We start from the raw sequence: 20,766 nt of genomic DNA, 5'->3' as shown, positions 1-20,766 counted from the left end.
GAGCCACACAACTAAAGGAGAACACCGATGACATCCACTCAGAGACAAACAGATTTTGCTGTCCCCGACTGGGTGGCCAAACAGATCATCCTGGCGGAGGGCCACCGCGACGAGGTGGCCCTGTACGAGGCCTACCGATGGCTGCGGGAGAACAACCCGCTGGGTATCGGCTACGTCGACGGTTTCGATCCCATCTACCTGGTCAGCAAGCACGCCGACATCATGGAGATCGAGCGTCAGCCGCAGATCTTCACCAACGGCGGCGGGGACAATCCGGGTTCGGAGAACCCGATCCTGACCAACATCGCCGGAGACGAGTTCACCAAGTCGCTGACGGGCGGGAGTCTGCGGATCCTGGAAACGCTGCCCTATCTCGATCCGCCGGAGCACACTCAGGTCCGCAATATCGCCGCGGACTGGTTCCGGCCCAGAAACCTGGAGCAGTGGGAGACGCGCATCAGGGCACTGGCCAGGGAAGCCGTTGACCGGTTGCTGCAGACCGATGGCGAACTCGACTTCGTCCAGGGCTTCACTAAGTTCTATCCCCTTCACGTCATCATGAGCCTGTTCGGCCTCCCAGAGGCCGACGAACCTCGGATGATGTCGCTGAGCCAGGATCTTTTCGGTACCGCCGACCCCGACGCAATCCGCGAGGACATCGAGCCGCTCTCGCCGGCCGCAGCCGCGCAGCAGTGGGCCGCGGCGGTCCAAGACTTCTACGGGTATTTCGATGGCCTGCTTCAGGACCGGCGGGCCAATCCACGCGACGATCTGGCGACCATCATCGCCACAGCGCGAACCGAGGCCGGGGAGCTCTACCCGCCAGAGACCGCGTACGGGTACTTCGTGGCCGTCGCTACCGCCGGCCATGACACCACGTCGGCGACACTAGCCACCGGAATTCAGGCGCTAGCCGAGAATCCTGCACTGCTGCAACGCATCCGCAGCGATCTTTCGCTGATCCCGGATTGGGTCAACGAGACGCTGCGGTGGTCCTCGCCGGTCAAACACTTCATGCGCACGGCCTTGGAGCCGTATCAGCTGCGCGGCCGCTCGATCAACGTCGGCGATCGGTTGATGCTGCTCTACCAGTCGGCCAACCGCGACGCCGACGTATTCGATGATCCCGATGTGTTCAACATCGACCGCCACCCGAACAAGCACATCGCCTTCGGGTACGGTCCGCATCTGTGCATCGGTATGGCGCTGGCGAAGCAGGAACTTCGGATCATGGCTGAAGAGTTGCTGCCCAAGGTCGAATCCATCGAGTTGACCGGCCCGGCCAAGGTGGTACAGACCACGTTCGTCGGCGGACTGAAGAACCTGCCCGTCAAGATCACGTTCGCCGAGTGAGCTGGCGACCGCCACCAACGAGGAGTCTCTGAAAATGCATCACATTACGAAAGTTGAATACTTCTTCGCACGCTGGAGCATCAGCTACGGCGAGCTTTGTGCCGCTTTCACCGACACCTTGACCGCGGATGCGCCTTGGCTGGCTGCTCCCGGCATCCCCGAGACACATGGCGCTGCAGAGGCCATCGCACTGCTTGATCAATTCCGGGTCGGCTACAACCTGGAGACAGTGCAAGTCCGAATGGTGCGAATCGGACAGACCGGGGAAGTCGTCTGGACAGAGCGGACCGATGACCTGATCGATCGCGATGGAACCGTCATCGTATCCATTCCGGTGGCCGGGGTGCTGACGCTCAATGACAGCGGCAAGATCACAAGCTACCGCGACTATTGGGATATGCAGGAGTTGCAGTCCAAGGCAAATACGTAGCAAAGGACTCAGGATTGCCGCCGCGAGCCGCGGCGGAACACGGAATCGTCGGAAAGGACAGGATCGCATTGGGCTACAAAGCATTTCAGCTCCATGTGGACGACGGGTTGGCCGTCGTCACCCTGAGTCGACCACAGCGCGGCAATAGTTTCGATCTAACCTTCTGTCACGAGTTCGGCCTGCTGGCAGTCGAACTCAGTTCGCGAAGCGACATCCGGGCGGTTCTGTTGCGTGCGACAGGTTCCCACTTCAGCGTCGGGGGTGATCTGGAGCAGTTCACAACTGATATCGACTCCGCGCCGGCCACCGTGCTGAAGAGCACAATCGGACTGCATACGGCTATGGCGAGGCTGATGCGCATGGACGCTCCGCTGATTGCGTGTGTTCATGCCACAGCCGCCGGAGGGGCGGTGTCGATTATCGCCAATTGCGATCTCGTTTTCAGCGCGGAGTCGGCGTCCTTTGCGGCCGCCTACTCCCACATAGGATTCACCTGCGACCTCGGGGCAAGTTTCGGCCTCGCGTCACGAATGGGCATCGCCCGCGCTCGCCGGTATCTGTTGCTGGGCGAGGTCCTCGACGCAGCGACGGCGCATGAAGTCGGCCTTGTCGACTACGTCCTGTCCGATGACGCCGCCGACGAGGCGGCACGTAAGGCCGCCGAGCGGCTCAGCGCGGGTCCGACCCGTGCATACGGCGAGGTCCGTCGGCTGTTGGCGCGTTCGCTAGGTACGCCGTTCGAGGCGCAACTTGAAGATGAGGCACAGGCTCTGGCGCGCGTCGCAGCCTCGCGAGACGCCCGAGATGGATTGTCCGCCTTCACAGAGAAGCGCAAGCCGGTGTTTCGTGGCGAGTGACTGGGTCGCCGAGTGAGCTGGCATTGGACCGACGAAACCCTGCGAGCGTTGGGAAGCTTCCTCGCGGACAGGGGTCTACTTTCGGGCCAACTCACGACGAGGCGAATCGGTGACGGTCACTCGAACCTGACGTATCTGGTCTCCGACGGGAACCGTCAGGTCATCGTGCGCCGCCCGCCCCCGCCGCCGAGCCCTCCCGGTGCACACGATGTGCTTCGCGAGGCCCGGTTCCTCACCGCACTGCAGGAGACGACCGTTCCGGCGCCGCGGGTCTTGGCGACGGCGCAGGCCGGCGAGATCCTCGATGTCCCGCTGTATGTGATGAGCTACATCGCAGGCCCGGTCGTGACCTCGTCGACCCCGGCACCGCTAGACGCCCCAACCGCACGGGCGGAGATCGGCGCGAGTCTCATCGACACGATGGTGGCGTTGCACGCCGTCGACTGGCGATCGACCGGCCTTGCCGATGCCGGCCGCCCCGCAGGTTTCAATGCCCGGCATCTGCGGACCATCAATCGACTCGTCGCCGACGACAACGGCGATCCACCGCCGCGGTTTGCGCCGGTTTTCTCCTGGCTGACGGCGAACACTCCAGGAGAATCGGGAGATTCGATCATCCACTGCGATTTCCGCCTCGGCAATGTGGTGCTTGCCCCCGAAGGGCCTGGACGGGTCGCTGCCGTCCTGGACTGGGAATTGGCCACCATCGGCGACCCGCTGCTCGACCTCGGCTACTTCCTCGCTACCGTTCCGGAAGCCGGCCGTCCGGTTAACCCGACAGCGGAACTCGGCCTCGCGATGTGTGAGCAGGGCTACCCGACCCGGTCACAGCTGGCGGATCGCTACGCCAGCGCTACAGGTCGCGACCTGTCGGGCTTGCGCTGGTACACCACGCTCGCCTTGTGGAAACTCGCTGTCCTGTACGACTATTCGGGGCGCCGCGCGGCAAGTGGGCACGGTGACCCGTACTACGACGACCCCCGGCTGGTGCCTGCATTCCTGCAAGAGGCCGAGGAAGCGATAGAGGAGCGTCCATGACGGAACCGGCAGTTTTCCATGATGAGCTGGTCCAGCCTGGTGTCCAGGGTCTACCGGATCGGTTCTTCGACCGATTCGTGTTCAACATGCACCCGCGCGACCAGGGACATCCGTCGGTTATCTTCGGCTTCGGCAGTTACCCACCGCGCGACACCGCTGACGGCTTTGTCATCGTGAGTACCGAAGATCAGCAACGCAATCTCCGCTTCTCAACCGAACTCAGCGCCACCGACGGAGGCGGAGCCGGACCGTTCCGCTTCCGCGTCGTCGAACCCAATAAGGTCTGGGAGCTGAAACTGGCGGCGAATCCTTCGCAAGTCGAATTCGACCTGATCTGGCTTGCCCGCACGCCGGCGTGGATCGGTGAGATCGCGGTAACCAACGCTGAAGGCGCCCCCTCGTCCTTCGACCATCTTTTCCAGTCCGGTTACTACGAAGGCACTTTGACCATCGACGGGAAGTCCCGATCGGTCGACCGCTGGTTCGGTCAGCGCGACCGGTCCCGGGGTGTCCGCACCATGTCCGGCGGGCAGGGAGCGCACCTGTGGTGCCAGGCGCAGTTCCCCGAGTACTCCGTCGGCTTCCTGCTCGTCGAAACCCGTGACCACCGCCGCGTGCTGCTCGAAGGCGCGGTGATGCACGAGGACGGCGCGCTCGACGTGATCGTGGACGTGACACATGACTTGGACTTCGACGATTCACTGGATCTGCAGTCCGGCACCCTCGACGTGCGGACCGCCGGCGGACGGCGCTACCCGATGGAGATCGACGCTTCGGCCAAAGGCGGTTACATGGCCGGCGGCGGGTACGGCGGTCACCACGGAAAGCCGGCCGGTATCGACCACCTCGAATTCGACGTCTACCCGCTCGACGGATCTGTGAACGCCCGCACACTGGACTCGTCGCTCACCGACCGCCTGGCGGAGTTCCGGATGGGAGAAGTCACCGGTCGCGGGATCCTCGAGTTCGCGCTCAGCCGCAGCCGCTCGTATGAGTACCGCCCGACGCTCAAATGACTCCGCCCCGTCGTGTGGCGGCCGAAAACCCCTCCTAAGGGGGACGCAGCCGCGCCCGCGGCGGCGCTACGTTTCGCGGATGACCTCCGACCTCGCGGGGTATCCCGCCCGATATTTCGCCGCGTGGACCCAACGCGACCTCGACACCGCACTCGACGTGATCGCCGAGACCGTCGACTGGCGGGATCCGTCGCTGCCGGAACCGATCACCGACCGTGGGGGCGCGGCCGGGTTCTTCACCGCGGCCTGGAGCGGCTTTCCCGACATGGCTTTCCACCCGGTCGGCGAGCCGCTTGTCGACACGGCCAACAACCGGGTCACCCAGGAGTGGCGGATGACCGGCACACACACCGGCGAAGGTTTTCCGCCGGGTGTGCCGCCCACCGGCAAACCGTTCGACGTCACTGGGATGGATGTTTGGGAGGTCGACAACACCGGCCGCGCAGTGTCCGTACACGCCTACTGGAACGTCACGACGCTGCTCACCCAACTCGGATTGGCCTGAGTCGTTGCACGCAGTCGTCCTCCACGAGTTCGGCGACCCGGCGGTCCTGCAACCGGGCCCCTACCCCGACCCTGTCGACAAACCCGGCTGGGTGACCGTCGAACTCAAGGCCGCCGCCCTGAACTGGCATGACGTGCTGGTCCGTCAGGGCCGCTACCACTCCCCTCTGCCTCACGTCATCGGCGCCGACGGGGCCGGCGTGCGCCGCGACACCGGCGACGAGGTGGTGATCGTGCCGTCCCTGCACTGGGGCGCGCGCAAGGAGGCTCCCGGCCCGGACTGGGAGATCCTCGGCGATCGCAGTCCCGGCACTTACGCGCAGTTGGTCAGCGTCCCGGCCGAATGCCTGGCGCCGAAACCCGGGGGATTCACCTGGGCCCAAGCCGCCGCCCTGCCACTGGTCGGGCTGACCACCTACCGGGCGCTGTTCACCCGGGGCCGGCTGCGGTCCGGCGAATCCATGCTGGTGGTCGGCGCTGGCGGCGGAATCGCCACCATGGCAGTGCAATTGGCCTCGCACGCGGGAGCTGTCATCGCCGTCACATCGTCGTCGACCGACAAGATCGCCGCCGCCGTCGCCCATGGCGCTTTGGGCGGTGTCCTGCACACCGACACCGACTGGCCCGGGCAGGCCCGCGCGCTGTCCCCCTCCGGGCAGGGATTCGACCTCGTGCTGGACCCGGTCGGGCGGTGGGCGGAGTCGATCCGCGCCCTGCGGCCCGGTGGACGCCTGGTGGTGCTGGGCGCCAACGCCGCCGAAACCGCCGCCATGGACGTCCGGGGGTTCTTCTTCGGCCAGTACGACCTGCTCGGCACCACCATGGGCAACATTCGCGACTTCGCCGGACTGCTGGACCTGCTCGCCGAGAATCGGGTGCCGCCACCGGTGATCGACCGCACCTTCGGACTCGACGACGCCGCCCGAGCCCACGAACACCTCGAGACCACCCGCGGATTCGGCAAAACCGTATTGGAGCACGCATGACCCAGACCCTCGTCGCCTACGACCCTCGCCCGGTGAGCCAGGAACCGGGGGCTCCGCTGGCCGCCTACCTGATCCTCGATGACCCGCAGCGGCGAAACGCGTTGTCCGACAACCTGCTCGACCAACTGATGGACGGCCTCAACCGCGCAGCGGCCGATCCCGACGTGCGGGTCATCGTGCTGACCTCCTCGCACGACAAGGTGTTCTCCTCCGGGGGCAACCTGGACGCGTTCGCCGACACCCGGCCGACCATCACCAAGTACGGCGGTCTCAACAAGTTCCCGGACCTGTTCCGCACCCTGATGTCGATCGGCAAGCCGGTGGTGTGCGCGGCCAATGGCGACGTGCTCGCCGGGGCACTCGGGATCGCCCTGGCCTGCGATCTGGTGATCGCCAAACAGTCGATACGCCTGGGCTGCCCGGAGATCAACATCGGCGCCTTCCCGTTCATGATCTCCGCGCTCATCTTCCGGTCGACCGGCCGGCTGGCCGCCAACGAGCTGATGATGACCGGCCGCCTGCTGTCGGCATCGGAGGCTCTGGATGCCGGACTGCTCAATCGGGTGGTGCCGGACGAGGACTTCGACGAGGCGGTGCGCGAGTGGGTCGCCGCCGTCGCCTCGAAGTCACCGCTGCTACTGGGCCTGGGCAAGAAGGCCCTGGCGGCAACCCGTGATCTGCCGCTCGATGCGGCGCTGGACTACCTGCAGGCGCAACTCGCGTTGGCGTTCACCACCGAAGACCTCGCCGAGGGCGTGCGGGCCTTCAAGGAGAAACGGCCCCCCGTCTGGCGGAATGCCTGAAAGCGATGCTTGCCATTTTGGTCTGACCATAATAATGTTTTTGTGACATCAGCGGAGGGATGAGCATCCATGAAGCCGGGGAAATACACCGACCGCTACACCCCCGAAGAGGTCCGCGCCTACCGCGAGGCCGGCCTGTGGCGCGACGAGACCATGTTCGATCTGCTGGCGCGGCAGGCCCGGCAGCGGCCGGACAAGGTGTTCGCCACCGACGGACAGCGCGCTCTGACCTATCGGCAGATGCACGACTCGGTCCTGCAACTCGCTGCCGGCTTCCACGCCCGAGGCTGGCGGGCCGGCGACACCGTCGCAGTGCAACTGCCGAACTGGGTGGAGTTCATCGAAGTGGTGGCCGCGCTGTCTCGGCTCGGCGTCATCACGGTGCCGATCATGCCGATCTACCGCCGCGACGAGGTCGGCTACGTCATCGGGCACGCCGAAGTTCGCGCAGCCGTCATCCCGGAGACCTTCAAGGGATTCGACTACCTGCACATGTACTGGGATGTCCAACGTGATCACCCGGACCTGGAGATCGTCACGGTGCGGGGCGAGAACCGCCACAGCGTGACGACGCTGGACTCGCTCCGCGCCGAGGCCGTTCCCGAGGTCACCGATCTGCCGGTGCAGCCGAGCGCCGACGACCCGTTCCTGATCGTCTACACCTCCGGCACCACCTCAAGGCCGAAGGGTTGCGTCCACACCTTCAACACCTACTGCTCCGGCGCCCGCAGCCTCACGACGGCATTCGGCTACACCGAATCGGATGTGCAGTTCGGACCCTCTCCGATCACCCACACCACCGGCCTGGTGACCAGCGTGCTGGTGCCACTGCTCAACGGCGCCGCAACCCATCTGATGGCCGAATGGGAACCCGAGCAGGGCCTGGCCGAGATCGCCCGGTTCGGCTGCACCCAGGCCGTCAGCGCCACCACCTTCCTGCAGATGCTGCTCGCCGTGTTCGATGCGAAACGCCACGACGCCTTGAGCATGCGGGTCTGGGTGTGCGCCGGCGCACCGATCCCGCGGGCGGTTGTCGAACACGCCACCGAGACCCTGCCTCAGATGAAGGTCCTGAGCCTCTACGGCCGCAGCGAGAATCTCGCCACCACCACGTGCACGGTCACCGACGATCCGATCCGGGCGCTGACCTCCGACGGTGCGGCCCTCGACGGTGCCGTCGTCGCCGTCGTCGGCGAGGACGGCCGAGAGGTGCCCCGCGGCACCGAGGGTGATATCGCCTATCGCGGGCCCTCGCACATGATCGGCTACCTGGGCGATCCCGAGGAGACCACCGCGCTGTTCACCTCCGACGGACTGTCCCGCTCCGGCGATCTGGGCGTCATGGACCATGGCGGATACGTCCGGGTGACCGGACGGCTCAAGGACATCATCATCCGCGGCGGCATGAACATCAGCGCCCGCGAGATCGAGGACCATCTCGCCGCGCACCCCGGATTGACCGATGCCGCAGTCATCGGCGTTCCCGACGACCGCCTCGGAGAGCGGGTCGGCTGCTTCATGGTGCCCCGGAAAGGACACCCGGCCCCCACCATCGAGGAGTTGCGCGACTACCTCACCGGCCATGGCGTCGCCATTCAGAAAACCCCCGAATGGGTGATCGGCGTTGACAACCTGCCGATGACGGCGACCGGCAAGGTGCAGAAGCACGTGCTGCGCCGGCGGGCCGCCGAACTGGCCGAGGGCGGGGAGTAGATGGAACTCAAGGACAGCCCGGCCGAAGCCGAGTTCCGCCAACGGATCCGGGCCTGGCTGGCCGAGACGTTACCCAAACTGGGCGGACCAGAACCGCATCGCCTCGAGGACAAGCGTGACTATTGGGGTCGCTGGCAGCGGATGCTCTTCGAGGCCGGCTACGCGGGTCTGTCCTGGCCGGCCGAATTCGGCGGCGGCGGAGCGGACGCCAAGATCAAGGCGGTCCTCACCGAGGAGATGGACCGGGCCGGAGCACCGGAGCGGCTCAACATCATCGGAGAGGACTTCGGCGGCCCGACCATCATCGCCTTCGGCACGCCGGCGCAGCAGGAGCGCTATCTGCGCCCGATCCTCACCGGTGAGCACATCTGGTGCCAGTTGTTCTCCGAACCGGAGTCCGGGTCGGACCTGGCCTCCCTGCGAACCTCTGCCACCAAAGTCGATCGCGGCTGGAAGATCAACGGCCAGAAGATCTGGACCAGCCGGGCCCAGTTGGCCGCGCACGCCATCCTGCTGGCGCGCACCGGAGGCGGGCCGCGCCATCGCGGCATCACCTACTTCCTGCTGGACATGTCCGCGCCCGGAGTTCGAGTCCGCCCGCTCGAGCACATGCTCGGCGAAGCGGAGTTCAACGAGGTGTTCCTCGACGACGTCTTCATCCCGGATGGCGACGTCGTCGGCGCGGTCGATGACGGCTGGAGGGTCGCCATGGGAACCCTGGCCTTCGAACGGGTCGCCATCGCGACCGGACGGGTCAACACCACCGGGGCGGTCAACGATCTGATCCGCGAGATCGCCGCACGCACCGACGACGACGGACGTCCCCTCGGCGCCGATCCGCTGATCCGGCAACACATCGCCGACCTCTACGGTCGGGCGGTGACCCACCACGCGATCAGCCAGCGCGTGATCAGCGGGGCAGCCAGCGGTGAGCCACCCGGTCCGGTGACGTCCATCGGCAAGCTGTTCTTCTGTCCCCTGGTGGAGGACATCGCCGACTTCGGCCTGTCACTGGCGGATCTGGACGGCCAGTTCTCCCTGCCGCAGAAGGACTCCCCCGCCGCCGACCCGGCCGCCGAACGCTGGCTGCGACTGGCCAACCAGGGCCGGGGCACCGCCATCGCCGGGGGGTCCACCTTCATCCAGCGCAATATCGTCGCCGAGCGGATCCTCGGCATGCCAAGGGAATGAAGGGGACTGCCCAATGAGCGAATACCGCTGGACACCCACACCGGAGTACATCGAGAACGCGAACGTCACCCGGCTGGCCCGCCGGCACGGCCTGCGCGACATCGACGAGTTGCGGCGGCATTCGGTGGCCGACCCGGCCTGGTTCTGGAACGCCGTGCTCGACGATCTGGGCATCCGGTTCGCCACCCCACACACCGCCGTTTTGGACCTCAGCCGGGGCATCGAGCATCCGGACTGGTTCTGCGGCGCCGAACTCAACATCGTCGACGTCTGCCTCCGACGGTGGCGTGACAGCGGCCCGGATCGCATCGCGGTGCGCCACGAGGCCGAAGACGGATCCACCCGCACACTGACATTCGGCGAACTGGCCGAGCAGGTCGCCGCCACCACGGCCGGTCTGAGACGACTGGGCATCGGCCGGGGTGATGCCGTCGGCCTGTACCTACCGATGATTCCCGAAGCCGTCGTCGCGGTCTACGCCGTCGCCGCCCTCGGCGCGGTCCTGGTTCCGCTGTTCTCCGGCTTCGCCGCCGCCGCGATCACCTCCCGGCTCACCGACGCCGACGTCAAGACGGTGGTGGTGGCCGACGGCACGGTCCGGCGCGGCCGGACCGTGGCCATGCTGCCGCAACTGGAGGCCGCGCTCGCCGATTGCCCCGGGGTCGAGCACCTCATCGTCATCGACAATGTCGGCGCCCCAACCGATCTACGCTCCGGTGTCAACGTCACGTCATGGTCGGAGCTGACCGCCACGCCCGCGGACCTGGTGACCGAACGGGTGCCCGCCATGCACCCGCTGATGCTGGGCTACACCTCCGGTACCACCGGCCGACCCAAGGGCGCGGTGCACACCCACGCCGGTTTCCTGGTCAAGACCGCCGGCGAGGTCGCCTACTCCTTCGACGTGACCAGCGACGGGGTGTTCTGCTGGATCACCGACATGGGTTGGATCATGGGTCCGCTGTCGATCATCGGAACCCACGCCAACGGCGCCTCCCTGGTTCTCTACGAAGGCTCACCCGATGTTCCGGACAACTACCGCTTGTGGGATCTCGTTGAACGCCATCGCATCTCGATGCTGGGAGTCTCCCCCACCTTGATCCGCACCCTTAAGGGAACCGACCTCGCACAGATCCGCCGTCGCGACCTGTCCTGCATCCACGTGCTGGGTTCAACCGGCGAACCCTGGGATCCGGACTCCTACGGATGGCTTGCCCGCGACGTCTTCGGCAGCCGCGTTCCAGTGATCAACTTCTCCGGCGGCACCGAGGTCGGGGGCTCATTCCTGGCCCCCTACCCGGTCGAACCGATCGCGAGTTGCTCACTGGGCGGGCCCTCCCTCGGAATGGACGTCGACGTCGTCGACGACGACGGCAACTCCGTACGCGGACAGGTCGGCGAACTGGTGTGCCGGCAGCCGTGGCCGTCGATGACCCGCGGGGTGTGGAAGGACGAGCAGCGTTACCTGGACGCCTACTGGTCCCGGTACCCCGGCCTGTGGCACCACGGCGACTTCGCGATGGTCGACGCAGACGGACAGTGGTTCGTCCTCGGCCGCTCCGACGACGTCATGAACGTCGCCGGCAAACGACTGGCTCCCGCCGAGGTGGAGGCCGCCCTGTCGACCCATCCGGCGGTCAGCGAGGCCGCAGCGGTCGGGGTGCCGGATCCGGTGAAAGGTGAAGCGGTGTGGGCATTCTGGGTCGCCCGACCCGGCGCATCCGTCGACGATGTCGCGATCGGCCGGGAACTCACGGCCATCGTCGGGAAGGAACTCGGCAAGCCATTCGCGCCATCGAAGGTGTGGCGGGTCGATGCGCTACCCAAGACCAGATCGGCGAAGATCCTGCGCCGCACCATCCGCGCGGCCGCACTCGGCACCGACCCCGGTGACCTGTCCGGCGCGGAGAACCCCGAGGCGATCGACCGCATCCGCGAGGCGGTCAGCGCTCAGTCGTCGACGGTGATGGAGTCGCGGTGATCGACCTTCAGAGCCGCCGACGCATAGGTGTGCACGTGCCTGCGCATTCGGCGTCCGGCCGCCTCGGCGTCGCGGTCGCGGATCGCCCGGGTGATCGACTTGTGCGCTCGCGCGGTCACCTCACGCACCGAATCGTCGATGAACGACGCGTTCGCGGTTCCGGCGTAGATCGCCTGCGACAATGCCGTCATGAAGCCGATCAGCAACTCGTTGTGGCCGGCGATGGCGACACCGACGTGCCAGTCGAGGTTGGCCTGCAGAAATCGGGCCAGATCGGCATCCGGGTCGGCGATGGCTTCGTTGGCGCGATCCAAAGCCTCCAGGTCCTGCTCGGTGCGCTTGACAGCCGCCAGTTCGGCGCTGAACGGCTCCAGTGCCTCACGGGTCTCCATCAGATCGGCCAGTTTGATCTGCCGGCCCCGGATCAACATGCTCACCGTATTCGCCATCGACGCGGTGCTCGGGCGCTGAACGAAGGCGCCGCCCGCGCGACCGGCCTTAACCCGCACCAGGTTCTGCACCTCCAGGATGCGAAGGGCCTCGCGTACCGTCGCCCGGCTCATCTGGGTCTGCTTGACCAGCTCCCGCTCGGCAGGAAGAGCGGCGCCCTCCTCGAGTTCACCGCTGAGGATGCGTTCGCGCAGCTCCCGGGCCAGGACATCGGGTGCCTTGGGAACATCAACCGGGCCGAACGTGATCGCCGGCCGGGCCGCGGCTTTACCGTCCATCACGCCTCCTCCACCATCCCATTGGTCTGACCTTAGCACCGAATGGCCCCGACAACCCTGCGGAGAAACGTCATGCATTGGGAGCTTTCCGACGAACAGAACCTCTACGCGGATTCTCTGCGGGACTGGCTCGGCACCCGGTCCGACTCCGAGCAACTCCGGTCCTGGCTCGAGGCCGGGGACGAACGCAGCTTCGACGACGCCTTGGCGGAGGAGGGCTGGGCCGGGGTCGGATTCGACGAGGCCCGTGGCGGCCAGGGCGGCGGACTGCTCGAACTTGCGCTCACTGCAAGGGAATTGGGCAGGGCCGCAGCGCCCTCGGCCAGGTGGCTGGCCCGCGCGGTGGCCGACACCGTGCTCGACGGCGACCTCGCGCGCGCGGCACTGAGTGACGGTGAACTCAGCGTCGCCGCGATACGCGCCGATCGCCTTCCCCCGACCGGATCACCGGTTCAGGTGCGCGACGGCGCGGTCAGCGGTGAGGTGCCCGGCGTGCTCGCCGCCGGAAGCGCCACACGGTTTGTCGTGGCGGCCGGCCACCCTGCCTCCGACGGCCACGCTCTATTCGTCGTCGACCGCGAGGCGCCCGGCGTGCAGGTCCGACCCCGGGAACTGCTGGACCGGTCACGCAGCGCCGCCGACGTCATCTTCGACAATGCGCCGGCCCTGCCACTCGACGTCAGCGACACCGACTCCGGATGGCAGCGACTCGCCGATCGCGCCGCCATTCTGGTGGCAGCCGACGCACTCGGGGCGGCCGAACGCATGCTGGAGATGACGGTCGAATACTCCAAGCAACGCAAACAGTTCAACAAGCCGATCGCCGCGTTCCAGGCCATCAAGCACGCGGCGGCCCAAATGCTGGTGACCGTCGAATCCTCCTACTCCATCACCCTTCTGGCTGCCGCCTCGTCAGAGGAGGGCACCGCCGATGCCGCACTGCACGCGGCGGCCGCGAAGGCTCAGGTGGCCCGGCACTGTGCCGAATTGGCCGACACGGCGCTGACCGTCCACGGGGCCATCGGATACACCTGGGAGTACGACCTGCAGTTCTTCTACAAGCGAGCCAAGTTGGACCGCGTTCTCTTCGGCAGCCCCGAGGCGTGGAACGAGCGGATTGCGTCGTTACTTCCGCTGATCCCGGCCGCGTCGTGACCACCGATGAGCGACCCTTCCATTTTGGTCAGGCCATTAGTATTATTGTCACAATTATCCGTTCCCTAGGAGGCTCGTCGTGGATTTCGAACGCAGTGACGACCAGCAGACCATCCGCTCCGCGGTGGCCGAGCTCGCCGGAAAGTTCGACGACCACTACTGGATGACCAAGGACCGCGACCACGAGTTCCCGCAGGAGTTCTACGACGCGTTCGCCGAGGGCGGCTGGCTGGGCATCACCACCCCGGAGGAGTACGGCGGCTCCGGATATGGCATCACCGAGGCGTCCATGCTGTTGGAGGAGGTTGCCGCCTCCGGCGCCGGCATGAACGGAGCCAGCTCCATCCACATGTCGATCTTCGGCATGCATCCGGTGATCCTGCACGGCTCCGAAGAGTTGAAGGCCCGGACGTTACCGCGCATCGTCAACGGCGATCTGCATGTTTGCTTCGGTGTCACCGAGCCCGGCGCGGGGCTGGACACCACCCGCATCACCACCTTCGCCAAGCGCGACGGTGACCGCTACATCGTCAACGGCCGCAAGGTATGGATCTCCAAGGCGATGGAGTCCGAGAAGATCCTGCTCCTCACCCGCACCACGAAATTCGAGGATTCGCCCAGCAAGACCGACGGCCTGACGCTGTTTCTCACCGACCTGGACCGCACCAAGGTCGACATCCGCCCGATCCCCAAGATGGGGCGAAACGCCGTCAGCTCCAACGAGTTGTTCATCGACGGCTTGGAGATCCCGGTCTCCGACCGCGTCGGCGAGGAGGGCCAGGGTTTTAAGTACATCCTCGACGGCCTGAACCCGGAGCGCTGTCTGATCGCCGCCGAGGCGCTGGGGATCGGCCGCGCCGCGCTGCGCACCGCGGTCCGCTACGGCAACGAGCGCGAGGTGTTCGGCCGGCCGATCGGCATGAACCAGGGCATCCAGTTCCCGCTGGCCGACTCGTTGGCGAAGTTGGACGCCGCCGAACTGATGCTGCGCAAGGCGACCTGGCTCTACGACAAGGGCCTGCCCTGCGGGCGGGAGGCCAACACCGCGAAATACCTCTGCGCCGAAGCGGGTTTCGACGCCGCCGACCGTGCCCTGCAGACCCACGGCGGGATGGGGTACTCCGAGGAGTATCACGTCGCCCGCTACTTCCGCGAGGCGCGCCTGACCCGGATCGCCCCAATCAGCCAGGAGATGGTCTTGAACTTTCTCGGCTCGCACGTTCTCGGCCTGCCGAGGAGCTACTGATGACCCAATCCCCAACGGCGCCAACGGCGCACAGCCTCGCCGACGTCTTCCGCCTGGACGGCCGCTCCGCTCTGGTCACCGGTGCCGGCGGTGGAGTGGGCGCGGCGGTGGCCCAAGCCTTCGCCGCGGCCGGGGCCGCGGTCCTGGTCACCGACGTCGAAGCCGACGCCGCCTCCGCGGTCGCTGACTCGATCGGCGCGGCGGACGGCCGGGCCGAGTCGTTCGGGTTCGACGTCCGGGACGCTTCCGCGGCGGCCGAGGCGGTGAACCGGGCAGCAGCACTGGCCGGGGGCACCCTGCACATCCTGGTCAACAACGCCGGAGCCATCGCTCCGGCCATGCTGGCCGACCAGACCGAGGAGACCTTCCGCCGCATCGTCGACATCCACCTCGTCGGCAGCTTCCTGTGCAGCCACGCCGCTCAGGGCCTGCTGCCCGAGGACGGCCGCGGCCGCATCATCAACGTCACCTCCGCCGCCGGGCTGACCGGCACCATCGGCCAGGTCAACTACGGCGCGGCGAAGGCGGGCATCATCGGGCTGACCAAGTCGCTGGCCAAAGAGCTGGCCCGAAAGTCGGTGACCGTCAACGCGGTCGCGCCGCTGGCCGCCACCGCCATGACGGAGAACATCCGGTCCAACGAGAAGCTCGCCGCCAAGACCCTGGCCCGAATTCCGCTGGGCCGCTGGGCGACTCCGGAGGAGATCGCACCGAGTTTCGTCTTCCTGGCCTCCGACGCGGCGTCCTATATCACCGGACAGGTACTCCCGGTCGACGGCGGGACGGTGATCTGATGGCCCGCGACATCTCGGGCCCGTTCACCGGGGCCGGCCGTCCGGTGTTCATCGCCGAGGCGGTGCGCACCCCGGTGGGCAAGTCCCACCCGGAACGGGGCTGGTTCCGCGACGTCCACCCGAACGCGATGCTCGCCGCCTGCTACACCGAGCTCATCGCACGCACCGGAATCGACCCCGGCGCGGTGGAGGATCTGATCATCGGCTGCACCGCCCCCTTCGGCGAGCAGTCCCGCAACATCGCACGCAACGCCTGGCTACAGGCCGGTTATCCACCCGAGGTGCCGGGCACCGTGCTGGACCGGCGCTGCGGATCGGCGCAGACCGCCGCCGAGGTCGGCGCGGCCCTGGTGGCCTCCGGCACCCACGACATGGTCATCGCCGGCGGCGTGGAGCATATGGGTCACGTGCCCATCGACTCCCCCGCCAAGATCAGCGAACTCTACGGCGATCCCTGGCCGCCGGAGTTGCGCGAACTCTACGACTTCGTGCACCAGGGCGAGAGCGCGGAGTTGATCGCCGACCGCTGGGACATCTCGCGGGCGGAGATGGACGAGTTCGCATCGCGGTCGCACCAGGCGGCGGCCCGGGCCATCGCCGAGGGGCGGTTCGCCGCCGAGATGGTGCCGATGACGCTCGACGGCGAAGTGCGCAGCAGCGACCAGTGCGTACGTCCCGACACCACGGCCGAGACGTTGGCGGCCCTCAAGCCGGTGTTCCGCAAGGATGTCGGCCGGGTGACCGCAGGCAGTTCTTCACCGATCTCCGACGGTGCGGCGGCGATCGTGCTGTGCTCCGCCGAAGCCGCCGAGCAGCACGGACTTCGGGTGCGGGCCCGCATCGTCGACCAGACCACCGTCGGCGTCGATCCGATCATCATGCTGACCGGACCCATCCCGGCCACCCGGAAACTGTTGGAACGCAACGGACTCACCGTCGATGACATCGACCTGTTCGAGGTCAACGAGGCGTTCTCCTCGGTGGTGCTGGCCTGGCAGCGCGAACTCAAGGCCGACCCGGACCGCGTCAACGTCAACGGCGGCGCGATCGCCCTGGGCCACGCCGTCGGCGCCACCGGCGCGCGACTGATCGCCACCCTGGTGTCCGAACTGGACCGCCGCGAGGCCGACCTGGGCCTGGTGACCATGTGCTGCGGCGGCGGACTGGGCACCGGCACCCTGATCCAACGAGTGCCGTCTTGATCTACTTCACCGAGTTCCTGGCGCCCGGCGACGGGGTGTGGTGGGGCCAGGCAGCCGCCGAGCCTCGCCCCCTGGTGGATGCTCTGCTCGCTCAGAGCGCGCAGATCGGACCGATCCGGGCCTTCACCGGGCTGTCCTGGAACCTCCGACTCGCCGACGATCTGCCTGCCGAGGTCTTCCTGCAGTCCTACGGCGGCCTCGGCGAGTTGCGGCACCTCAGTCGCAGCGGGCGCCTCGCGATCATCCCCTGCCACTACTCGGCGCTGCCACGGCTGTTCGCCGAGCACCGACTACCCGGCGATGTGGGCCTGGTGCAGGTGTCCCCGCCCGACGCCGACGGCCGCTGCTCGCTGGGCATCGGAGCCGAGTACGTCGCCGACGCCATCACCCACACCCCGGTGCTGATCGCCGAGATCAACACTGCGATGCCGGCCACGACCGGCACCGAGACGATTCCGCTGGACCGGTTCGCCGCAACCATCACCACCGACCGCCCGCTGCCCGAAGATCCCTCCCGCGCACCGGATCCGGTGGACCACCGGATCGCCGGTCACATCGCCACGCTGGTCGACGACGGCGACACCGTGCAACTGGGAGTCGGATCCACGGGCGCCGCCGTCCTCGAGGCGCTGGCCGGACATCAGGACCTGGGTTTCCACACCGGCATGGTCACCGACGGGCTCATGCGTCTGGTGGACAAGGGAGTGGCCACGGGCCGGCGCAAAGAGATCGACCCCGGCGTCGTGGTCGCCGGCACCGCGTTGGGTTCCGCGGAGCTCTACCGCCGCGTTCCCGAGCTCCCCACCAGGTTCATGCCGATCAGCTACACCCATGCCCCGGGGGTTCTGTCCCGGCTGGCGTCGCTGGTGTCGATCAACTTCGCCGTCGAGGTCGACCTCTACGGGCAAGTCGGGGCGGAGGTCAGCGGCGGCGTCTACGTCGGCGCGGTCGGCGGCCAGTCCGACTTCACCCGGGCCGCCGCACTCACCGGAAGACGGTCGATCATCGCGCTGCGCTCGACCTTCCGCGACCGTTCCACCATCAAGGCTCACCTCGATGGCGGCGTGGTCACCACCGCCCGCGCCGACGTCGACGTCGTGGTCACCGAGCACGGCATCGCCCACCTGCGCGGGTGCACCATCGAGGAGCGTGCGCGCCGCCTCGTCAGCGTCGCCGCCCCCGAATTCCGAGACGAACTGGACAAGGAGATCAGCCAGCTATGAGCCCCCAACTTCCGGCCAGCGCCCGCATCCGGGAAGTCGGCCCGCGCGACGGCTTCCAGAACGAACCCGAGGTAATCAGCACCGCCGACAAGATCAGGCTGATCAACCGGCTCGGGCAGACCGGCCTGGACCGCATCGAGGTGGCCAGCTTCGTTCGCCCCGACGTGATCCCGCAGTTGTCCGACGCCGTCGAAGTCCTCAACGGCATCGACGTGCCCGAGTATGTGTCGCTGACCGTGCTGGTGCCCAACAGCCGCGGCCTGGACAACGCGCTGAAGGTCCGTGAGCGCTTCCACGAGGTCGCGCTGTTCGTCAGCGCCTCGGAGACCCACAACAAGCGCAACGTCAACCGCCACATCGACGAGTCGATGGCCGACAACGACATCCTGGTCAAGCGCATCGACGCCGAGGACCTCAAGCCCACGGCTGTCATCGCCACCGCGTTCGGCTGCCCGTTCGAGGGCAGGGTTCCGATGGAGCGCACCCTGGAACTGGCCGAGCAGTTCGCCGCAGCCGGGTGCCGAGAGATCGGTTTCGGCGACACCACCGGAATGGCCCATCCCGCCTACGTTTTCGACATCTTCTCCGCGGCCATCGAGCGGTTGCCCGGTGTCGAGATCACCGCGCATTTCCACAACACCCGTGGCCAGGGCCTGGCCAACGCCTACGCGGCGTTGCAGGCCGGATGCACCAGTTTCGAATCCAGCTTCGGCGAACTGGGCGGATGCCCGGTCCCGGCCGGTTCCACCGGCAACATCGCCACCGAGGACCTGATCAACATGTTCCACGAGATGGGCGTGCAGACCGGGGTCAACCTGCCCGCCGTCATCGACGCCGCCCGCGCCGCCCAGACGGTGCTGGGACGAAAGCTGACCAGCCACTGCATCGTCGCCGGACCGGTGGACTGGCACCCCGGCCCCGGCGCCTCCGGCTGTCACTGACCCCCAACCCACACCGAAAGGCAGTTCATGTCCAATCGAGTCGCATTCGTCACCGGCGGAGCCCAGGGCATCGGCGGAGGAATCTCTGAAGCCCTTGGCGCCCAAGGCTTCCGGGTGGCAGTCGCCGACCTCAATCTCGACGCTGCCAAGCAGACCGCCCAGCGCATCATCGACACCGGCGGCGAGGCGATCGCGGTGGCCGTCGACGTCACCGACATCGAGTCGGTCCGCGATGCCGTCACGATGACGGTTGAACAACTCGGCGACATCGAGGTGGTGGTCAACAACGCCGGCTGGGACGACTTCATGCCGTTTCTGAAAACCACCGAGGATTTCTGGGACAAGATCCTCGACATCAACTTCAAAGGCGCGCTGCGGGTTTGCCACACCGTGGTGCCCGCGATGGTGGAGCGGGGCTTCGGGCGCGTGATCAACATCGGCTCGGACGCCGGGCGCGTCGGCTCGTCGCTGGAGGCGGTCTACTCCGGCGCCAAGGGCGGCATCATCGCGTTCACCAAGACGCTGGCCCGTGAGGTCGCCACCAAGGGCGTCACCGTCAACACCGTCTGCCCCGGCCCCACCGACACGCCGGCGCTGCGCAAGTTCGCCGACAACTCCGGCGAGGACGCCGACAAGGTGATCGGCGGGATGGCCCGGTCGGTGCCGATGAAACGGCTCGGCAGCCCTGCCGACGTCGCCGTCGCCGTAGCGTTCTTCGCCTCCGACGCCGCCGAGTACATCACCGGCCAGACCCTTTCGGTCAGCGGCGGATTGACGATGGCGTGAGCGACGGCATGAGTAGCGAGAACACGGCCGTCACGTGGTCGCAGGACGGGCCGATTCTGCACATCGTGCTCAACCGGCCGCCGGCCAACGCGCTCGGACCGGTGATCACCGAGGGGCTGCACGCAGCGCTGGATTTCGCCGACGCATCGGCTCCGAAGGTGCTACTGGTGTCCTCCGGTCTGCCGGGGTTTTTCGCCGCCGGCGCTGATATCAAGCACATGACCAACATCGACGCCGCGTCGTTCAAGGCCTACGGCGACACGCTGCGGTCCGGGTTGGCCCGGCTGGCCGCACACCCCGCGCTATCCGTCGCGGCCATCGACGGACTCGCGCTCGGGGGTGGCCTCGAACTCGCCATGGCCTGCACCATGCGGGTTGCCGGAGCACAGTCCAAGCTCGGACTGCCCGAGGTGAAGCTCGGACTGATCCCCGGCGCCGGCGGCACCCAGCGGCTGCCCAGGCTGGTGGGCCGCGGCGCGGCACTGGACATCATGCTGACCGGGCGGCAACTGACTGCAGATGAGGCGCTGCGAATCGGACTGATCGACCGGATCGCCGAGGCGGGCGACGCCGTGGCCGCAGCCCGGCAACTGGCCGACGAACTGTGCGGCGCTTCGGCGCCCGCGCAGCGGGCCGTCACCCGCACCGTGGACGCGGCCTTCGATATGTCGATCGACGATGGGCTGCGCTACGAGGTCGATCAGATTCAGGCACTGTTCGAGGACGGTGAGGCCGCCGAAGGGCTGCGGGCGTTCGTCGAGAAGCGCCGACCGAACTTCACCTGACTTTCGAGGCCAGACCCGTCGAGCACGAGGAGAC

The 20,766-nt window shown here is 67.1% G+C and carries 20 protein-coding genes; 19 read left to right on the top strand and 1 reads right to left on the bottom strand.

Translation table 11 applies throughout. The features are described 5' to 3' along the window. The first annotated feature begins 27 nt into the window (after nucleotides 1-27). The 11 genes from KXD97_RS09380 (at nucleotide 28) to KXD97_RS09330 (ending at nucleotide 11,872) form a co-directional block, all read left to right on the top strand. Nucleotides 28-1,353, top strand: coding sequence for a cytochrome P450 (locus tag KXD97_RS09380; protein WP_260756437.1), 1,326 nt, complete (start codon nucleotides 28-30; stop codon nucleotides 1,351-1,353). Between the two features lie 34 nt (nucleotides 1,354-1,387). Beyond that, on the top strand, nucleotides 1,388-1,783 hold the full coding sequence (locus tag KXD97_RS09375) for a limonene-1,2-epoxide hydrolase family protein (protein ID WP_260756436.1): 396 nt from the start codon (nucleotides 1,388-1,390) through the stop codon (nucleotides 1,781-1,783). Between the two features lie 68 nt (nucleotides 1,784-1,851). After that, on the top strand, nucleotides 1,852-2,640 hold the full coding sequence (locus KXD97_RS09370) for an enoyl-CoA hydratase/isomerase family protein (RefSeq protein WP_260756435.1): 789 nt from the start codon (nucleotides 1,852-1,854) through the stop codon (nucleotides 2,638-2,640). A 12-nt stretch (nucleotides 2,641-2,652) separates the two neighbouring features. Further along, nucleotides 2,653-3,678, top strand: a complete 1,026-nt coding sequence (locus KXD97_RS09365) for a phosphotransferase family protein (RefSeq protein WP_260756434.1) — start codon at nucleotides 2,653-2,655, stop codon at nucleotides 3,676-3,678. Continuing rightward, nucleotides 3,675-4,694: a hypothetical protein gene (locus tag KXD97_RS09360; RefSeq protein WP_260756433.1), complete on the top strand. Its 1,020-nt coding sequence runs from the start codon at nucleotides 3,675-3,677 to the stop codon at nucleotides 4,692-4,694. Before KXD97_RS09365 ends, KXD97_RS09360 begins: the two co-directional genes overlap by 4 nt. Before the next feature lie 79 nt (nucleotides 4,695-4,773). Then, complete coding sequence (locus KXD97_RS09355; RefSeq protein WP_260756432.1) at nucleotides 4,774-5,199, top strand: ester cyclase; 426 nt, start codon at nucleotides 4,774-4,776, stop codon at nucleotides 5,197-5,199. A gap of 4 nt (nucleotides 5,200-5,203) precedes the next feature. Continuing rightward, a complete protein-coding gene (locus tag KXD97_RS09350; protein WP_260756431.1) occupies nucleotides 5,204-6,184 on the top strand; it encodes a zinc-binding dehydrogenase in 981 nt (326 codons plus the stop codon). After that, nucleotides 6,181-6,987, top strand: a complete 807-nt coding sequence (locus KXD97_RS09345) for an enoyl-CoA hydratase/isomerase family protein (protein ID WP_260756430.1) — start codon at nucleotides 6,181-6,183, stop codon at nucleotides 6,985-6,987. The genes KXD97_RS09350 and KXD97_RS09345 overlap by 4 nt, the downstream gene beginning before the upstream one ends. A gap of 69 nt (nucleotides 6,988-7,056) precedes the next feature. Further along, on the top strand, nucleotides 7,057-8,700 hold the full coding sequence (locus KXD97_RS09340) for an AMP-binding protein (protein WP_260756429.1): 1,644 nt from the start codon (nucleotides 7,057-7,059) through the stop codon (nucleotides 8,698-8,700). Continuing rightward, complete coding sequence (locus KXD97_RS09335) at nucleotides 8,701-9,891, top strand: acyl-CoA dehydrogenase family protein (protein ID WP_222878161.1); 1,191 nt, start codon at nucleotides 8,701-8,703, stop codon at nucleotides 9,889-9,891. Between the two features lie 13 nt (nucleotides 9,892-9,904). After that, nucleotides 9,905-11,872, top strand: coding sequence for an AMP-binding protein (locus KXD97_RS09330; protein ID WP_260756428.1), 1,968 nt, complete (start codon nucleotides 9,905-9,907; stop codon nucleotides 11,870-11,872). Here KXD97_RS09330 and KXD97_RS09325 read toward each other — a convergent pair. After that, a complete protein-coding gene (locus KXD97_RS09325) occupies nucleotides 11,842-12,600 on the bottom strand; it encodes a FadR/GntR family transcriptional regulator (protein WP_222878163.1) in 759 nt (252 codons plus the stop codon). The two genes, KXD97_RS09330 and KXD97_RS09325, sit on opposite strands and share 31 nt — an antisense overlap. Before the next feature lie 72 nt (nucleotides 12,601-12,672). On the opposite strand from KXD97_RS09325, the gene KXD97_RS09320 reads away from it, so the two are divergent. The 8 genes from KXD97_RS09320 to KXD97_RS09285 all read left to right on the top strand — a co-directional run bounded on the left by KXD97_RS09320 (nucleotide 12,673) and on the right by KXD97_RS09285 (nucleotide 20,732). Next, complete coding sequence (locus KXD97_RS09320; protein ID WP_260756427.1) at nucleotides 12,673-13,755, top strand: acyl-CoA dehydrogenase family protein; 1,083 nt, start codon at nucleotides 12,673-12,675, stop codon at nucleotides 13,753-13,755. A gap of 79 nt (nucleotides 13,756-13,834) precedes the next feature. Continuing rightward, the gene (locus KXD97_RS09315; RefSeq protein ID WP_260756426.1) at nucleotides 13,835-15,001 is read left to right on the top strand and encodes an acyl-CoA dehydrogenase family protein; all 1,167 of its coding nucleotides are present in this window, start codon (nucleotides 13,835-13,837) and stop codon (nucleotides 14,999-15,001) included. Beyond that, nucleotides 15,001-15,795, top strand: a complete 795-nt coding sequence (locus tag KXD97_RS09310; RefSeq protein ID WP_260756425.1) for an SDR family NAD(P)-dependent oxidoreductase — start codon at nucleotides 15,001-15,003, stop codon at nucleotides 15,793-15,795. The genes KXD97_RS09315 and KXD97_RS09310 overlap by 1 nt, the downstream gene beginning before the upstream one ends. Further along, nucleotides 15,795-16,997 carry a thiolase family protein gene (locus tag KXD97_RS09305; protein WP_260756424.1) on the top strand — a complete coding sequence of 401 codons (1,203 nt, stop codon included), beginning with the start codon at nucleotides 15,795-15,797 and terminating at the stop codon, nucleotides 16,995-16,997. The genes KXD97_RS09310 and KXD97_RS09305 overlap by 1 nt, the downstream gene beginning before the upstream one ends. Continuing rightward, nucleotides 16,994-18,220, top strand: a complete 1,227-nt coding sequence (locus KXD97_RS09300) for an acetyl-CoA hydrolase/transferase family protein (protein ID WP_222878168.1) — start codon at nucleotides 16,994-16,996, stop codon at nucleotides 18,218-18,220. Before KXD97_RS09305 ends, KXD97_RS09300 begins: the two co-directional genes overlap by 4 nt. Further along, nucleotides 18,217-19,161 (top strand): hydroxymethylglutaryl-CoA lyase, encoded by a 945-nt coding sequence (locus KXD97_RS09295; protein ID WP_260756423.1) that lies wholly within the window; start codon nucleotides 18,217-18,219, stop codon nucleotides 19,159-19,161. Before KXD97_RS09300 ends, KXD97_RS09295 begins: the two co-directional genes overlap by 4 nt. Before the next feature lie 27 nt (nucleotides 19,162-19,188). Next, nucleotides 19,189-19,947 carry an SDR family NAD(P)-dependent oxidoreductase gene (locus tag KXD97_RS09290; protein ID WP_260756422.1) on the top strand — a complete coding sequence of 253 codons (759 nt, stop codon included), beginning with the start codon at nucleotides 19,189-19,191 and terminating at the stop codon, nucleotides 19,945-19,947. An 8-nt stretch (nucleotides 19,948-19,955) separates the two neighbouring features. Then, nucleotides 19,956-20,732 carry an enoyl-CoA hydratase/isomerase family protein gene (locus KXD97_RS09285; protein ID WP_260756421.1) on the top strand — a complete coding sequence of 259 codons (777 nt, stop codon included), beginning with the start codon at nucleotides 19,956-19,958 and terminating at the stop codon, nucleotides 20,730-20,732. Nucleotides 20,733-20,766: the final 34 nt, after the last annotated feature.

This window comes from Mycobacterium sp. SMC-8, from assembly GCF_025263565.1.
GTDB lineage: Bacteria > Actinomycetota > Actinomycetes > Mycobacteriales > Mycobacteriaceae > Mycobacterium.
Note: the sequence above shows the minus strand (reverse complement) of the source record. Positions and strands in the feature narration are given on the sequence as shown.

Excerpts from the sequence above, each read along its gene's own strand:
- KXD97_RS09320 (WP_260756427.1), top strand. The coding sequence starts at position 12,673 with ATGCATTGGGAGCTTTCCGACGAACAGAACCTCTACGCGGATTCTCTG.
- KXD97_RS09290 (WP_260756422.1), top strand. The coding sequence starts at position 19,189 with ATGTCCAATCGAGTCGCATTCGTCACCGGCGGAGCCCAGGGCATCGGC.
- KXD97_RS09380 (WP_260756437.1), top strand. The coding sequence starts at position 28 with ATGACATCCACTCAGAGACAAACAGATTTTGCTGTCCCCGACTGGGTG.
- KXD97_RS09330 (WP_260756428.1), top strand. The coding sequence starts at position 9,905 with ATGAGCGAATACCGCTGGACACCCACACCGGAGTACATCGAGAACGCG.
- KXD97_RS09340 (WP_260756429.1), top strand. The coding sequence starts at position 7,057 with ATGAAGCCGGGGAAATACACCGACCGCTACACCCCCGAAGAGGTCCGC.
- KXD97_RS09375 (WP_260756436.1), top strand. The coding sequence starts at position 1,388 with ATGCATCACATTACGAAAGTTGAATACTTCTTCGCACGCTGGAGCATC.
- KXD97_RS09295 (WP_260756423.1), top strand. The coding sequence starts at position 18,217 with ATGAGCCCCCAACTTCCGGCCAGCGCCCGCATCCGGGAAGTCGGCCCG.
- KXD97_RS09325 (WP_222878163.1), bottom strand. The coding sequence starts at position 12,600 with ATGGACGGTAAAGCCGCGGCCCGGCCGGCGATCACGTTCGGCCCGGTT.
- KXD97_RS09355 (WP_260756432.1), top strand. The coding sequence starts at position 4,774 with ATGACCTCCGACCTCGCGGGGTATCCCGCCCGATATTTCGCCGCGTGG.
- KXD97_RS09335 (WP_222878161.1), top strand. The coding sequence starts at position 8,701 with ATGGAACTCAAGGACAGCCCGGCCGAAGCCGAGTTCCGCCAACGGATC.
- KXD97_RS09305 (WP_260756424.1), top strand. The coding sequence starts at position 15,795 with ATGGCCCGCGACATCTCGGGCCCGTTCACCGGGGCCGGCCGTCCGGTG.
- KXD97_RS09310 (WP_260756425.1), top strand. The coding sequence starts at position 15,001 with ATGACCCAATCCCCAACGGCGCCAACGGCGCACAGCCTCGCCGACGTC.
- KXD97_RS09285 (WP_260756421.1), top strand. The coding sequence starts at position 19,956 with ATGAGTAGCGAGAACACGGCCGTCACGTGGTCGCAGGACGGGCCGATT.
- KXD97_RS09345 (WP_260756430.1), top strand. The coding sequence starts at position 6,181 with ATGACCCAGACCCTCGTCGCCTACGACCCTCGCCCGGTGAGCCAGGAA.
- KXD97_RS09360 (WP_260756433.1), top strand. The coding sequence starts at position 3,675 with ATGACGGAACCGGCAGTTTTCCATGATGAGCTGGTCCAGCCTGGTGTC.